Annotated in this window: 12 protein-coding genes; 10 read left to right on the top strand and 2 right to left on the bottom strand. The window is 72.7% G+C overall.

Features of this window, described 5'->3' with window-relative positions; translation table 11 throughout:
• Positions 1-37: 37 nt before the first annotated feature.
• The gene (locus tag ABD481_RS43095; RefSeq protein WP_344671710.1) at positions 38-1,096 is read right to left on the bottom strand and encodes a DUF3866 family protein; all 1,059 of its coding nucleotides are present in this window, start codon (positions 1,094-1,096) and stop codon (positions 38-40) included.
• 201 nt (positions 1,097-1,297) lie between these two features.
• On the opposite strand from ABD481_RS43095, the gene ABD481_RS43090 reads away from it, so the two are divergent.
• The 8 genes from ABD481_RS43090 (at position 1,298) to ABD481_RS43055 (ending at position 9,476) form a co-directional block, all read left to right on the top strand.
• Positions 1,298-2,425 carry a helix-turn-helix transcriptional regulator gene (locus ABD481_RS43090; RefSeq protein ID WP_344671709.1) on the top strand — a complete coding sequence of 376 codons (1,128 nt, stop codon included), beginning with the start codon at positions 1,298-1,300 and terminating at the stop codon, positions 2,423-2,425.
• Positions 2,422-3,393, top strand: a complete 972-nt coding sequence (locus ABD481_RS43085) for a helix-turn-helix transcriptional regulator (RefSeq protein WP_344671708.1) — start codon at positions 2,422-2,424, stop codon at positions 3,391-3,393. Before ABD481_RS43090 ends, ABD481_RS43085 begins: the two co-directional genes overlap by 4 nt.
• The gene (locus ABD481_RS43080) at positions 3,390-4,064 is read left to right on the top strand and encodes a hypothetical protein (protein ID WP_344671707.1); all 675 of its coding nucleotides are present in this window, start codon (positions 3,390-3,392) and stop codon (positions 4,062-4,064) included. Before ABD481_RS43085 ends, ABD481_RS43080 begins: the two co-directional genes overlap by 4 nt.
• Positions 4,065-4,072: 8 nt before the next feature.
• Positions 4,073-4,282 (top strand): hypothetical protein, encoded by a 210-nt coding sequence (locus tag ABD481_RS43075; protein WP_344671706.1) that lies wholly within the window; start codon positions 4,073-4,075, stop codon positions 4,280-4,282.
• 42 nt (positions 4,283-4,324) lie between these two features.
• Positions 4,325-4,549 carry a Sec-independent protein translocase family protein gene (locus tag ABD481_RS43070; RefSeq protein ID WP_344671705.1) on the top strand — a complete coding sequence of 75 codons (225 nt, stop codon included), beginning with the start codon at positions 4,325-4,327 and terminating at the stop codon, positions 4,547-4,549.
• A gap of 16 nt (positions 4,550-4,565) precedes the next feature.
• The gene (gene tatC, locus ABD481_RS43065) at positions 4,566-5,543 is read left to right on the top strand and encodes a twin-arginine translocase subunit TatC (RefSeq protein WP_344671704.1); all 978 of its coding nucleotides are present in this window, start codon (positions 4,566-4,568) and stop codon (positions 5,541-5,543) included.
• A gap of 96 nt (positions 5,544-5,639) precedes the next feature.
• Complete coding sequence (locus ABD481_RS43060) at positions 5,640-6,566, top strand: diacylglycerol kinase (protein WP_344671703.1); 927 nt, start codon at positions 5,640-5,642, stop codon at positions 6,564-6,566.
• A 66-nt stretch (positions 6,567-6,632) separates the two neighbouring features.
• Positions 6,633-9,476: a DEAD/DEAH box helicase gene (locus tag ABD481_RS43055; protein ID WP_344671702.1), complete on the top strand. Its 2,844-nt coding sequence runs from the start codon at positions 6,633-6,635 to the stop codon at positions 9,474-9,476.
• 101 nt (positions 9,477-9,577) lie between these two features.
• Here ABD481_RS43055 and ABD481_RS43050 read toward each other — a convergent pair whose 3' ends face one another.
• Positions 9,578-10,504: a 5'-3' exonuclease gene (locus ABD481_RS43050; RefSeq protein ID WP_344671729.1), complete on the bottom strand. Its 927-nt coding sequence runs from the start codon at positions 10,502-10,504 to the stop codon at positions 9,578-9,580.
• Between the two features lie 322 nt (positions 10,505-10,826).
• On the opposite strand from ABD481_RS43050, the gene ABD481_RS43045 reads away from it, so the two are divergent.
• Both ABD481_RS43045 and ABD481_RS43040 read left to right on the top strand, forming a co-directional pair.
• Positions 10,827-11,990, top strand: coding sequence for an ABC transporter substrate-binding protein (locus ABD481_RS43045; RefSeq protein WP_344671701.1), 1,164 nt, complete (start codon positions 10,827-10,829; stop codon positions 11,988-11,990).
• Positions 11,991-12,019: 29 nt separating this feature from the next.
• A partial coding sequence (locus ABD481_RS43040; protein ID WP_344671700.1) for a HAMP domain-containing sensor histidine kinase occupies positions 12,020-15,045 on the top strand: 3,026 nt, incomplete at its 3' end.

The raw sequence follows: 15,045 nt of genomic DNA, 5'->3' as shown, positions 1-15,045 counted from the left end.
ACAGGCACCCCCCTCCGATACCGGGCGGGCCGAACTGTCAATCCATGACGGTCGCCGCCAACCGGCCGGCGCACGCCGCCGCGAGGAACGCCGGATAGTCCTCGTCCAGACCGCGGCCCATAGTGCTGAGCGGAACCGGGCACGCGCGCAGCGCCGCGTCGAGCCCGTCGACCGGAACCCGGACGACGGTATGACGTTCGCTGAGGGCTGACGCCTGGGCCGCGACGCCGTCCCAGAACTCGGTGGGGACGTCGGGCAGCGCCACATCGGCGCGCGCCAGGGCGACCTTCCCATAGGCGGTGAGGCTGTGGTGGCTCAGTCCTTGGTGTCGTTCGCGCGCATCCGCAGAGGAAACCCTTAGGGCGGCCACGGGGCGGCCGTCCAGGACGGCGGCCGCGTTGATCGCCTCGCCGCATGCGACTCCTGAGAATCCCCATACGCTTCCGGTCCCGAGGTTCCCCGGACCTTGTGCGACGACCGCTATGTCGGCGTGGAGGACGTGGCGCGCGGCGAGGAGGCCGCTGTGCGTCGTCACGCACTCCAGGTCGCCGCCGAACGCCTGTCCGACGGTGACGGTGCCGGTCAGCCAGCCTGCGGTCTGGAGGCCGTCGACGGTGCGGGAGAACCAGAGCGGTAGCGCGCCGCCGTCGGTCATGACGTAGGCGATGCGCGCGGAGGGACGCGCTTTGAGGATCCCCGCTAGTACCGCCGGTACTGAGGAGTGCAGGTCGGCCACCACCACTGGCATACCGTCCACCGAGGTGGCCTTCGCCAGTTCGGGGTGCCGCTCCTCCGCGCCGTCGACGATGGTCTGGAGCGGCGTGTAGCGCGCCTTGACCATGTGCCCGGCTGTGGGTTCGTCCGCGGGGAGCCGGGAGGGGAGTGCCACGACCAGTGCGTAGCCGCCGGTCCCCAGTCCCAGGTCCAGAGCGCCTACGGAGAGGAGGACCTCGTCACCTGGTACGGGCCGTCCTACCAGGCCGGGATACGCCAGGGCCTGGAACATTTGCCCGTCGGGAGTCGTTACATCTAATTCAGTCGCCCCTCGCCATTCCTTGCGGACCGCCGCTACCCGTCCTTGCCGCCACCGCATCACGCGCCCACGGTACCGGGCGCAATACGCCCCTTTGTTACCTCGCCATCACTCTTTCGGTTTTCGCCCACCCGTCTCCCACCACCGCCCGTTGAGGAGGCGCTTCGCGCCGCTGATTCTTCTGTTGCTGCGTGCGACGCTGCGCCGCCAACCTCATTAGCGCTACCGTTCACGGCGTACCCGAGTTGTAGTAGGAGAGACCCGATGCCCGCCACTAAGACCGAGCGGTTGGTGAACCTGGTCATCTGCCTGCTCGCGTCCAAGCAATACGTGACCAAGGAGCGCCTGCGCGCGACTCTGGAGCCGTACCGCGAGTGCCCCAGCGACGACGCCTTCGAGCGAATGTTCGAACGGGACAAGGACGAGCTGCGGGAGATGGGCATCCCGCTGGAGACCGGCACCAACAGCGCCCTGTTCGAGGACGAGATCGGCTACCGCATCCCCAAGGACTCCTACAACCTGCCCGAGATCCGGCTGGAGCGGGACGAGGCCGCGGTGCTCGGCGTCGCCGCCCGGTTCTGGCAGCAGGCGGTCCTGGCCTCGGACGCCTCCTCGGCGCTGCTGAAGCTGAAAAGCGCGGGCGTCGAGGTCGGCGACATCAGCCAGTCCGGGATCGAGCCGCGGGTGCGGACCGAGACCGGCGCCTTCGAGCCGCTGCTCCAGGCCATCTGCGACCGGCGGCCGGCGGCCTTCCGCTACCGCAAGTCCGGCGAGGTCGAGCCGGCCGAGCGCAAGGTCGAGCCGTGGGCCATCGACTCCTGGCGCGGGCACTGGTACCTGGCGGGCTACGACCGGGACCGCGGCGCCGACCGGATGTTCCGGCTGGACCGGATCGTCGGCGAGGTGGTGCTGCTGCCCGGCCACCTGACCCAGCCGGTGCCCGACGACATGGACGTGCACACCAAGGTCGCCGAGTTCGCCTGGCGCCAGAACCGCAACGTCGGCACCGCCAGCCTGCGGCTGCGCGCCGACACCGGGTTCCTGCTGCGCCGCCGCGCCACCGAGTGCGAGCCGGAGCTGCGCGACGGCGAGCCCACCGGCTGGGACGTGCTGACCGTGCCGCGGAACACCGGCATGGCCGGCTGGCTCGCCGAGTTCGGCCCCGACGTGCAGGTGCTGGAGCCGCCGGAGCTGCGGGCGGCGGTGGTCGCGCGGCTGCGCGCCGCGGTCGAGGGCAACGCCCTGGCGGCCAGCGACGAGATGACCCACCGGGGCGACCAGGCTCCGCAAGCAGCCCAAGCAGCCCAAGCAGCCCAAGCAACGCAAGCAGCCCAGGCCGCCGTGCCGGGCAGCCGGACCGAGTCCGGCCGGACGACGGGAGCCGGCCGATGAGCGGCGCCGCGGCCCAGGTCCGCCGCCTGCTGAACCTGGTGCCCTACCTGCTGGAGCACGAAGGGGCCAAGCTCACCGAGGTGGCCGCCGAGTTCAACGTCTCCGAGAAGCAGCTGCGCAAGGACCTGGAGACGCTGTGGATGTGCGGTCTGCCCGGCGGCCTGCCGGACGACCTCATGGAGGCGCACATCGGCGAGGGCGGCACCATCCACCTGGAGAACGCCGAGGCCATCGTGCGGCCGCTGCGCTTCTCGGTGCGCGAGGCGGTGGCACTGCTGGTGGCGCTGCGCGCGCTGGCCCAGCTGCCCGGCGTCGCCGACCGCGACGCCCTGCTGCGCGCCATCGCCAAGCTGGAGGAGGCGGCCGGCGAGCGCGGCGCGCAGGCCTCGCAGCGGGTCACCGTGGCCTTCGAGGCGCGCGCCACCGTGCTGGACCGGATCCGCCAGGCCCTGGACCACGGCCGCCGGCTGCGGCTGGAGTACTTCGTGCCGTCCCGGGACCAGGTGACCGGGCGCGACGTGGACCCGATGCGGGTGATCCTCTCCGACGGCCACGCCTACCTGGAGGGCTGGTGCCGCCGCAGCGAGGCGGTCCGGACCTTCCGGCTGTCCCGGATAGTGGCGATCGAGGTGCTCGACGTCGCCGCCGAGGTGCCCGAGGCCGCCGAGCCGAACGACCTCGACGAGGGCGTGCTCCGGCCGGCCGCCGACGACCCGCTGGTCACCCTGGAGGTCACCCGGCACGCGCGCTGGGTCGCCGAGAACTACCCCAACGAGGGCGTCGAGGAACTGCCCGAGGGCGGCCTGCGCATCGCGCTGCGCGCCCCGGACCAGGGCCGCATCCTGCGCCTGGTGCTGCGCCTCGGCGCCGACGGCCGCATCGTCGACCCGCCGGCGCTGGCCGACCAGGTCCGCAAGACCGCCGCCGAGGCGCTGGCCCTGTACGGGGACGTCGAGGGCGCGGCGTGAGCTCGGCGGAGCCGCCGGCGCCACCCGCGTCCGACGGCGACTCCGCGGGGACGGCGACCGGGACAGGGGCCGGGACCCGGGCAGGGAAGGGGACGGAAGGCTGGGACTGGTTCGGCGGCGCGGGCAGCGGCGAGCGGACCGGCGCCCCCGACGGCTTCGCCGAGCCCGCAGATGCCGATACCGATGCCGCTGGCGGCCCGGTGAGGCAGGCCGAGCCGATCGCACTTTCGGCACAGTCGGCAGACTCGACCGCCTCGGCAGAGGCAACGGATCCCGGCAGCCCGACCGCCGCCCCGCCGCCCGCCGACCCGAACCCCCGCGCTCGCTTCCGTGTCCTCACCGGCGGCCGCTCCGCGCCTTCCGCTGCGGAGTCCCAGTCATCGATCACTCCGGATGACGATCCGGATACTGACAGCGACCAGAGCGCTGATGCCCTGCCGCCCGCCGACTTCCGCGTCCGCTGCCCCGACTGCGGTCCGCAGTTCGTGGCCGTCGCCGACGTCCGTTTCGTCTCCACCGGTCGCGGGGCCGACACCGACCGCTACGTGTTCACCTGCCCCGCCTGCCGGGTGCGGGTGCGGCGGCCGGCGGGTCCGGAGCTGGCCCGGATCCTGAAAACCTCCGGAGTGACCACCCTCGCCCTGCGACGCGGACCGGATCAGGCTCTATAGTTCCTTGCATGTACTGGGTTCTCCTGATCACGATCACCTGTGTCGTCACACTGGTGATCACGGCGGCTTTCGGCTGGCGCGTGTTCGTCGCGGCCAAGGGCCTGGTCCGGGAACTCAAGAAGACCTCCGCGGTACTGAACGACGCCGGCGAGACGTTGCGTGGTGTTCAGGAAATGGAGGGCGTCAAGGCGCTGCGTGCACGGGCCCAGGCCGATTAGTCTCATAAGGGTTCCCGTGTCGATAACCAAGGGGGTCGGACCGTGTTCCAGCGGCTGATCGAGGTCGGTCTGATCGCGCTCGTGGGGTGGGCGCTGTTCAGCCGCGGACGCCTCGTCGACTCGGTGCGCAACGTCCGCAAGTCGGCGCGCATCATGAAGTCCGAGATCCAGTCCGCCGCCGACGACGTGGAACTGCCGGAGTCCCAGGTGATCCCGGGCCAGATCGTCGACGGCGGCGCCCGGCGCGCCGACAACGCCAAGAACTGAACGGATTCCCGAGAAGATGACGACGCAGGCCAGCGCCAACGGGACCCGGCCCAAGGGCCGGAGCAAGCCGCCGAAGACGGTGAAGGTCCCCAAGGACCCCGAAGGCCGGATGCCGCTCGCCGAGCACATCCGCGAGCTGCGGACCCGGCTGTACCGGGCCTCGCTCGGCATCGCGCTCGGCGCCGTGGCCGGCTGGTTCATGCACGACTGGGTGATCCACCTGCTGTCGAAGACGGTCTGCGTCGTGCACAACGACCACATCATCGGCCTGCACCCGTACGACGCCGCGGCGAGCTGCCCCAACGGCCTGCTGACCAACTCCGGCGCGACCTCCGGCCTGGCGATCAGCCTGAAGGTCTCGCTGCTCGTCGGCCTGCTGCTGTCCTGCCCGGTGTGGCTCTACCAGCTGTGGGCGTTCATCGCCCCGGGGCTGCACAAGAAGGAGAAGAAGTACTCGCTGTCGTTCGTCGGGGTCGCCGTCCCGCTGTTCGCCGCCGGTACCGCGCTGGCGTACTGGATCTTCCCGACGCTGATGAAGGTGCTGCTGAACTTCGTCCCGTCGGAATCGGTCACCCAGCTGCCGATCGACCAGTTCATCGGCTTCTTCATGCGCATGGTGCTGATCTTCGGACTGTCCTTCGAGGTCCCGCTGATCGTGGTGGCGCTGAACTTCACCGGGGTGCTGTCCGCCGAGCGCCTGAAGAAGTCCTGGCGCTACGTCACCTTCGCCATCTTCGTCTTCTCCGCCGCGGCCGTCCCCACCGGCGAGCCGCTGGGCATGACCGCGCTGGCCGCGCCGATGTGTCTGCTGTACTACGGCGCCATCGGGGTCGCGATCCTCAACGACCGGCGCCGCGCCGCCCGCGACATCAACGCGGGCCTGTCGCCGGACGAGGCCTCGGACCTGGACCTGTCCCCGGCCGCGGTCGAGCAGGCGCGTCCGGTCGAGCAGATCCGCCGCGGCTACGACGACGACTACAACGACCTCACGTAACCCACCGCGCGCTCCCGGCGCGTCCGGCGGCGCCGCGGATAACGCCCGGGTCACGGCGCCATGACGAGCGGGGGCACGCGCTGCTAGCGTCTGCGCGTGCCCAGACCCGATCACGTCGTCGCCCTGATCAACCCCACGTCCGCCAAGGGCGCGGGCGCCCGCGCCGGACAGCGCGCCGTCGCCGCGCTGCGCGCCGCCGGCGTCGAGGTGACCGACATCGTCGGCCGGGACGCCGCCGACGGCGAGCAGCGGGCCCGCGACGCCCTGCTGAAGCACCCGGACGCGGCCCTGGTGGTGGTCGGCGGCGACGGCATGGTCTCGGCCGGCCTGCGGCTGCTCGCCGAGGACCCGGAGCGGCCGCTCGGCGTGATACCGGCCGGCACCGGCAACGACACCGCCCGCAGCCTCGGCATCCCGCTCAAGGACCCGGAGGCCGCGGCGCGCGTCGTCGTCGACGGTGTGATCGCGCGGATCGACCTCGGCGAGGCCACGACCGGCGCCGGCACCCCGCAGGAAGTGGTGCGCCGGTTCACCACGGTCCTGGCCTGCGGCCTGGACTCCCGGGTCAACGACCGCGCCAACCGGATGCGCTGGCCGCGCGGCAAGCGCCGCTACGACCTGTCGATGCTGCTGGAGCTGCCCCGGTTCAAGGCCCCGCGCTTCGGCATCCGCCTCGACGACCGCGAGCTGGACACCGAGTGCATGCTGGTCGCCGTCGGCAACGGCCCCTCCTACGGCGGCGGCATGCTGATCTGCCCGGAGGCCGTGCTGGACGACGGCCGCTTCCAGGTCACCGTCGTGCAGCGGGTCGCCAAGCCCACGCTGCTGACCATCTTCCCGAAGGTCTTCTCCGGCAAGCACGTCGCGCACCCGAGGGTGAGCGTCCACCACGCCGCCGAGATCGAGCTGCGTGCCGCGGACGTCAGCTGCTGGGCCGACGGTGAGCGGATCGGCCAGCTGCCGGTGACCCTGCGCACGCTGCCCGCCGCGCTGCGGGTCTATCGGCCCGGACCTGCCGCGTAGCGGCCGCGCCGGGGTGACCTGGCAAATCTGAGGCGCTGCGATCAAGCTTCCGGTTAGGGTGGAGGCATGTCATCGCCCGCCGAGCCCACGCGGGCTCCCGATGTGCCTGCCCTGTCGGAGTTCCAGCGTTTCCGCGGCGGCTACGACTTCGACCTCGACCCCTTCCAGATCGAGGGCTGCCGGGCCCTGGAGGCCGGCGACAGCGTGCTGGTCGCCGCGCCGACCGGCTCGGGCAAGACCGTCGTGGGGGAGTTCGCCGTCCACCTGGCCCTCGCGCAGGGCGTCAAGTGCTTCTACACCACGCCGATCAAGGCGCTGTCCAACCAGAAGTTCTCCGACCTGGTGGCCCGGCACGGCGCCGCCAACGTCGGACTGCTGACCGGCGACAACACGGTCAACGGCGAGGCGCCGATCGTCGTGATGACGACCGAGGTGCTGCGCAACATGCTCTACGCCGGCTCGGCCACCCTGTCCGGCCTGGGCTACGTCGTCATGGACGAGGTCCACTACCTCGCCGACCGGTTCCGCGGCGCGGTGTGGGAAGAGGTCATCATCCACCTGCCGGAGTCGGTCCGGCTGGTCGCGCTGTCCGCGACGGTGTCCAACGTCGAGGAGTTCGCCGGCTGGCTGCGCACCGTCCGCGGCGACACCAGGTCCATCGTCTGGGAGCACCGGCCGGTCCCGCTGTGGCAGCACGTGCTGGCCCACAAGAAGATGGTCGACCTGTTCGCCAACGGCGCCGACGGCGAGGCCATGCCCGGCGCCAACGGCCAGGGCGGCATCTCCGCCGCCCGCGAGCTGCGGGTCAACCCCGAGCTGGTGCGGCTGGGCCGCGAGGGCTCGGAGTCGATGTACCAGCGCGGCGGCCCGCGCGGCGGGGGACCGCGCGGCGCGCGCGGCAAGGACCGGCGGCGCGGCGGGCGGGGCTGGGTGCCCAGCCGGGTCGACGTCATCGAGAAGCTCGACGCCGAGGGCCTGCTGCCGGCCATCACCTTCATCTTCAGCCGGGCCGGCTGCGACGCCGCGGTGCAGCAGTTCCTGCACGGCGGCGTGCGGCTGCTGAACGCCGACGAGCGGGCCCGGGTCAAGGCGCACGTGCTGGAGCGCACCGGGCGCATCCCCTCGGAGGACCTCAACGTCCTGGGGTTCCACGACTGGTTCGACGGCCTGCAGCGCGGCGTGGCCGCGCACCACGCCGGGATGCTGCCGACGTTCAAGGAGATCGTCGAGGAGCTGTTCGTCCAGGGCCTGGTCAAGGCGGTGTTCGCCACCGAGACGCTGGCGCTGGGGATCAACATGCCGGCCCGCACCGTGGTGCTGGAGGCGCTGACCAAGTGGAACGGCGAGAACCACGTCGACCTCACCCCCGGGGAGTACACCCAGCTCACCGGCCGGGCCGGCCGCCGCGGCATCGACATCGAGGGCCACGCGGTGGTGCTCTGGCGCCCGGACCTGGACGCCAAGGCGCTGGCCGGGCTGGCCGGGACCCGCACCTATCCGCTGCGCTCGTCGTTCAAGCCCTCGTACAACATGGCCGTGAACCTGGTCGGCCAGTTCGGGGCCGAGCGGGCCCGCAACCTGCTGGAGACCTCCTTCGCGCAGTACCAGGCCGACCAGGCGGTGGTCGGGCTGACCAAGCAGGTGCGGCGCAACACCGCCGCGCTGGACGGCTACGCCGAGGCGATAACCTGCCACCTCGGCGACTTCGACGAGTACATGGCGCTGCGCCGCCGGCTCTCCGAGCGGGAGGCCGACCTGTCCCGGCAGGGCGCCGCCAACCGCCGCGCCGCCGCGCTGGAGTCGCTGGAGCGGCTGGTGCCCGGCGACATCATCGTGGTGCCGGCCGGCAAGCGCGCCGGCGTGGCCGTGGTCCTGGACCCGGGGATACCGGCCGCCACCGCCGGCCGGCCCGGCCAGGTCACCGGCGACGGCCCGCGCCCGGTGGTGCTGACCGTGGACCGCCAGGTGGTGCGGCTGTCGCTGACCGACTTCCCGAGCCCGGCCGAGCCGCTGGACCGGATGCGGATCCCCAAGTCGTTCAACGCCAAGTCCGCGCAGTCCCGCCGGGACCTGGCCGCCGTGCTGCGCAGCAAGGCCGGCGACAAGGAGATCCCGCCCTACCGCAAGACCCGCTACCGCTCGGAGGCCGCCGACGACGTGGAGCTCGGCCGCCTGCGCAAGGCCATCCGCTCGCACCCGTGCCACGGCTGCCAGGAGCGCGAGGACCACGCCCGCTGGGCCGAGCGCCACTTCAAGCTGGACCGGGAGACCAAGCAGCTGGAGAAGCGGGTCGCCGGCCGGACCAACAGCATCGCGCGGGTCTTCGACCGGGTCTGCGGCCTGCTGGAGCAGCTCGGCTACCTCGACGGCGACCAGGTGACCCCGATCGGCCGCCGCCTGGGCCGCCTGTACACCGAGCTGGACCTGCTCACCGCCGAGACGCTGCGGGCCGGCCTGTGGGAGGGCCTGACGCCGCCGGAACTCGCCGCGTGCGTCTCGGCCCTGGTCTACGAGGCCCGGCGGGCCGACGACGCGGGCCCGCCCCGGCTGCCCGGCGGGACCGTGCCCAAGACGCTCGACGACATGGTCCGGCTCTGGGCCCGCCTGGAGGAGCTGGAGACCGACCACCACCTGGAGTTCCAGCGCGAGCCGGACCTCGGCTTCGCGCTGCCGGCCTACCACTGGGCCTCCGGCAAGGCGCTGGAGGAGGTCCTGTGGGACGTCGAGATGCCGGCCGGCGACTTCGTGCGCTGGTGCAAGCAGCTCATCGACCTGCTGGGCCAGATCGCCAACGCCGCCGCCGAGCTGAGCAGCCCCGGCGGGAAGCCCAGCACGGTGCGGGAGGCCGCGCAGGAGGCGATCGACGCCATGCGGCGCGGCGTCGTCGCGTACTCGATGATGAACGGCTGAGAACACTCGGAGACGATCGAATGAACATCGCGGGGCCGCCGGTCACCACCGGCGGCCCCGCGGCGTTGTCGGGCGGGGAGCCCTGACGGCTCACCCCCGGCTCACCCCGCCCGGCTCGCCAGTGCCTTCTCCAGCCGCCCCACGGCGGTCTTCAACCCGTACCGCTCCGCCAGCGCGGCCAGCGCCCCGGGGTCGGCCGCCGCCTCCGGCAGCCGGTCGTCGTGCTCGACCACCGGCGCGTCCCGGACCACCCGCACCACCGTCGGCGCGGCGTCCAGGTACTCCGCGGCCTCCACGATCCGCTTGCGCTGCCCCGGCTTCAGCGCCGACCCCGGATCCCCGGCCGCCGCCCGCACCCCGGCCAGGTCGCCGTACTCGGAGATGAGCGCCGCCGCGGTCTTCTCCCCGATGCCCGCCACCCCCGGCAGGCCGTCGCTCGGGTCCCCGCGCAGCGCCGCGAAGTCGGCGTAGTCCCGGCCGCCGATGCCGTACTTCTCCCGCAGCACCTCGTCGGTGACCACCTCCAGCTTGGTCACCCCCTTGCCGATGTTCAGGACCCGTACTCGGCGCGCGTCGTCAACCAGCTGATACAGGTCGCGGTCCATGGTGACCACGTCCACCGGTCCGTGTCCGCTTCCGGACCAGCGCTCGGCCAGGGTCGCCAGCACGTCGTCGGCCTCGAACCCGGGCGCCTCGGCCCGGGCGATCCCGACGGCGTCCAGCACCGCCTCGATCACCGGGACCTGCGGACTGAGCGTGTCCGGCACCTCCTCGACGTCCACCGCCGCCGGCGCCTCCGCCAGCACCCGGTGCGCCTTGTAGGAGGGGATCGCCGCCACGCGGAACGCCGGCCGCCAGTCCGCGTCGAAGCACGCTGCCAACCGGTCCGGCCGATAGGTGGTGATCAGATGGCTGAAGAAGTCCAGCGTTCCGCGCACCGCGTTCACCGGCATGCCGTCCGGCGCGGTGATCGACTCCGGCACGCCGAAGAAGGCCCGGAAGTACAGCGTCGGAGTGTCGAGCACCATCAAGCGCTCCTCGGTCGTGGCCATGCGACGATCCTAGGGCGCCCCGCCCCCGCGAACCGGCACGATGACGCGAGCCGGAGAACGCTTACCGCCGCGCGAACCGGCCGCTGGGCGTCCGGACTCGTCCCGATCCATGCCTTTCCATACGCTCCCTGATTCTCCACCCCGGGTGCGATCGTGTAGTCTGCCACGCGTCGAATGGCCGTGCGCCCTTCGTGTCCCCCCTCGCAAGGCTCTGGCATGACTAGCGACGAGTGAGCAGAAAGCGTCCCGGTCTATGGCGATAGTGCGGTCGGTGTCCCCCAAACGTCGGAGGGGGGCGATGGCTACGCGCCTGCTCGCGGCCGTGGCGCTGCTGGCGTTCGCCGCGGCCTGCTCCGCCGGTCCGGCGACCACCCCGCCCGGGGCGTTCGTCCCGCCGCCGATTCCCATGGCCGAGCCCGGCGCGCTGATCGAGGGCCAGGTCAACCTGGTGGTCTGGGCCGGGTACGCCGAGCGCTCCTGGACCGACCCGTTCACCCGCAGCACCGGCTGCAAAGTGAACGCCACGGTGGCGGGCAGCTCCGACGAGATGGTCGCGGACGTGAAATCCGGCCAGTACGACGTGGTCTCCGCCTCCGGCGACGCCAGCCTGCGGCTGATAGCCAGCGGCGACGTCGCCCCGATCGACGTCGCCAAGGTCCCCAGCTACGCGCAGATCTACCCGAGCCTGAAGAACAAGAGCTGGAACTCGGTCGACGGCGTGCCCTACGGCATCCCGCACGGCCGCGGCGCGAACGTCCTGGTCTACAACAAGGACAAGATCAAGGACCCGCCGACCTCGCTGGGCGCGATCTTCGACCCGGATCCCACGGTGGCCGGGCACGTCACCGTCTACGACTCCCCGATCTCCATCGCCGACGCCGCGCTGTACCTGATGCACGCGCAGCCGGACCTGGCGATCAAGAACCCTTACGCGCTGGACCAGACCCAGTTCGCCGCCGCCGTGGACCTGCTGCGCAAGCTGGAGCCCGCGGTCGGCAACTGGTGGTCGGACACCGGCGCCCAGGCCGACGACCTGAAGAAGGGCAACGACCTGATCGGCACCAGCTGGCAGGTGGTGCTCAACGCCCTGGCCCGCGACGGCCACAAGGAGATCGGCGCGGTCAAGCCGGTCGAGGGCGTCACCGGCTGGTCCGACACCTGGATGATCGCGGCCGGCGCCAAGAACCCGACCTGCGCCTACAAGTGGCTGGACTACATCACCTCGCCGGCGGTGAACGCCAAGGTCGCCGAGTTCTTCGGCGAGGCCCCGGCCAACTCCCAGGCCTGCACCAAGACCACCGACCCCGGGTTCTGCGCCACCTACCACGCCGACGAAGAGGCCTACTGGGACAACGTCTGGTACTGGACCACGCCGACCACCCGGTGCCTGGACGGCAGCGACCGGACCTGCGTGCCCTACTCGGCCTGGGTCACGGCCTGGAACCGGATCAAGCAGAAATGACCGAACGGGCGAAGCGAGGCGGTGCGGACATGGCCGAGCGCACGGGTGAGGGCGCGGCCGGCGGCGGGTCGGGCGTCCGCAACCGCCTGCCCTTCCGCCGCAAGATGGACCTGCTGGTGGTGCTGCCGACGGTGGCCATGGCGGCCCTGATGACGCCGGTGGCGGTGCACGAGGCCGCGGTGGCCGAGCAGTGGAACACCGCCGCGGACTTCCTGGGCTCGACCAAGAGCGTCAGCCTCCTGATCCAGGACCTGTCGCTGGAGCGCGACAAGGCGCAGGCCGCGATGAACGGCGACCCGGAGAAGGCCCGCGCCTACAATGACGCCATCTCGGTCACCGACAACCAGGTGACCCTGGTGTCCCAGGCGTTCGGCAACAAGGCCACACCGAAGCTGACCGCCTCGCTGGCCGCCGTGTCCGACCTGAGCTACGTGCGCGAGCTGCCGGCCCGCGAGGGCATGTCGCAGAACTACGTGGTGCAGGCGCACGTCCAGCAGCTGGTCGACACCGTGTACGGCGCGATCGACGCGCAGCTGGTGGACGCCCTGGACTTCGCCGGCCACAGCGCCGCCGGCGGCCCGGCCTCCTCCCTGGAGACCGAGCTGGCCGCGCTGTACGCCGGCGACATGGCCGAGAGCCAGCGCGAGGCCTCGCTGACCGCGTTCGCCAGCGCCCCCACCGAGTACAACGCCGCCGAGCAGTACAACACCGCGACCCGCATGGACCAGGTGGCGCAGTCCGAGCTCGGGTTCGTGCTGCAGTTCCCGGCCGCCGCCGACCGGTCGATGATCGCCGCGGTGCTCAGCTCGCCGGAGTACCAGGCCTTCCGGGCCTACCAGAACAAGGCCGACGCCATCTTCGGCCAGGCCTTCCAGGACCAGCGCGGCGTGATCGCGCCGCCGAAGAACCTGCAGGACATCCAGACCCTGGCCGACCGCAACAGCCTGACCGGGGCCTTCGAGACCGCGAGCAACCAGCGGGCCGCGGCCGAGGCGCAGATCACCGACCGGATCATCGCGCTGTCCAAGCACAACGCCGGGCAGGCCGAGATCACCGTGGTGATCATGATCGGCATCGGCGTGCTGGCCGCGCTGGCCCTGATGGCGCTCTCGGCGCTGATCCGGCGCTCGGTGGTGCGCCCGGTGCTGGCGCTGACCGGCGCCGCCTCCCGGGTGGCCCGGGCCGCGGCCGCGGACCTGGAGCGGGTCACCGACGAGGACCTGGGCGAGAAGGGCGAGCTGCCGGACTTCGAGGCCATCCCGGTGCCCACCGACGACGAGCTCGGCGACCTGGCCCAGGCGTTCAACAAGGTGCAGGAGACCGCGCTGCTGATGCTGGAGCGGCAGGTCACCATCCGGCGCAACACCGCCGAGATGTTCGGCAACGTCGGGCACCGGATCCACAACCTGACCGGCCGCCAGCTGTCGATCATCGACCAGGTGGAGCGCTCCGAGACCGATCCGGTGCTGCTGGACCGGCTCTACCGGATCGACCACCTGGCGGTGCGGCTGCAGCGCGGTGCCGACAGCCTGATCCTGCTCTCCGGCGAGCGCGAGGCCAACATCTCCGGCTCGCCGATGCGGCTGACCGACGTGGTCCGCTCCGCCGTCGGCCGGGTCGAGGGCTACCAGCGGGTGGTGCTGATCGCCGAGGACGACGCCATGGTCGCGCCGTCGGCGGTCGGCGACCTGACCCTGATGGTCGCCGAACTGGTGGAGAACGCGGTGTCGTTCTCCCCGGCCAGCCAGCGGGTGGAGATCGCGGTCGGGCTGTCGGCGCGCGGCTTCGTGATCGAGATCGTGGACCGCGGCATGGGCATGTCGCCGGAGCAGATGGCGCAGGAGAACGCGCGCCTGGTGCGCCGGGAGCGGCTGGACCTGGCGCCGACCCGGGTGCTGGGGCTGTTCGTGGTCGGCCGGCTGTCGGTGCGCACCGGCGCGGCGGTGGAGCTGTCGGCCACGCCCGGCGGCGGCACCACGGCGCGGGTGTACGTGCCCGGATTCCTGCTGGCCGGGCCGGTGGCCGAGGCCGCCGGGACGCGGGCGCCGCGCGGCGACGCGGTCGAGGCCGCGGCGGCCGGGACGCCGGCGGTGGCCGCCGGACCGGCCGGGAACGGGGTTCCGGCGCTGCCGGGGCCGACCGCGCACGCCGCGCTTCTGCCGGCGCGGCCGCACGGCTTCGGCGGCGAGGGCCTGGGGCCCGACGGCTGGCCGTCCTCCGGGGTGGCTCCGGCCGGTCCGGACGGGCTGCCGCGCCGGATCCCGGGCCGGACGCCGCCGATCGCGCCGCTGTCCCCGCTCACGCCGGTCGCCGAGACGTTCGGCGGGCCGATCGGGAACGGCGCCGCCGCGGCCGCCGCTGCCGGACAGCCGGCGTCCACCGGCGCCCAGCCCGAGTACCTCGGCATGGCCGGGCCGCCGACTCCGGCCGGTCCGGGCGCCGGATACGGCGACCGGGCGCCCCAGGGCGCCGGCCACGGTGCCGAGCGCGCCGACCGGATCGACTACGCCGACTATCCCGGCTACCCCGCCGCGGCGGGCCCCGGCCGGGCCGAGCACACCGTCGACCATCCGCACGCCGCGCAGGCCGACGGCCGGTCCGCGCAGCCCTCCTTCCAGCCGCATCCGCTGCAGGCGTCCTCGCCGGCCGCCGGCAACGGGAACGGCAACGGCCGCCCGCCGGCCGCCGGCCTGGACGGCTCCTCGCTCCAGGTGTCCGGGTTCGACGCGATCGCGCTGCCGGTCCCGTCCGGCCCGTCCGACGCCCCCGGGGCCCGCTACTCGCTCGGCCCGCTGGCGCCGGTGCCCGTCGACGGCCTGGGCCGGCGCCGGAGCCGGGAGCCCGGCGGCGAACACCTTCCGCACCAGCCCGTACCGGAACCGCGTCGGGAATCCGAGCATCTGCCGTCGCGCTGGTCGCCGGTCGCGCCGCCGCCGGCGGCCCCTCCCGCGGAGGCCTCCCCATTGGTCAACCCGCACCTGCCGCCGCCGCCGGCGCCGCCGCGCTTCGCCGCCGGCCCGGGCGGCGCCGCGAGCGCGCCGCCGGCCGGCCCCGC

The organism is Catenulispora yoronensis (genome assembly GCF_039531695.1).
In the GTDB taxonomy this organism is placed as follows: Bacteria; Actinomycetota; Actinomycetes; order Streptomycetales; family Catenulisporaceae; genus Catenulispora; species Catenulispora yoronensis.
The sequence above is the reverse complement of the archived record's forward strand: the minus strand, read 5'-3'. Positions and strand labels throughout refer to the sequence as shown.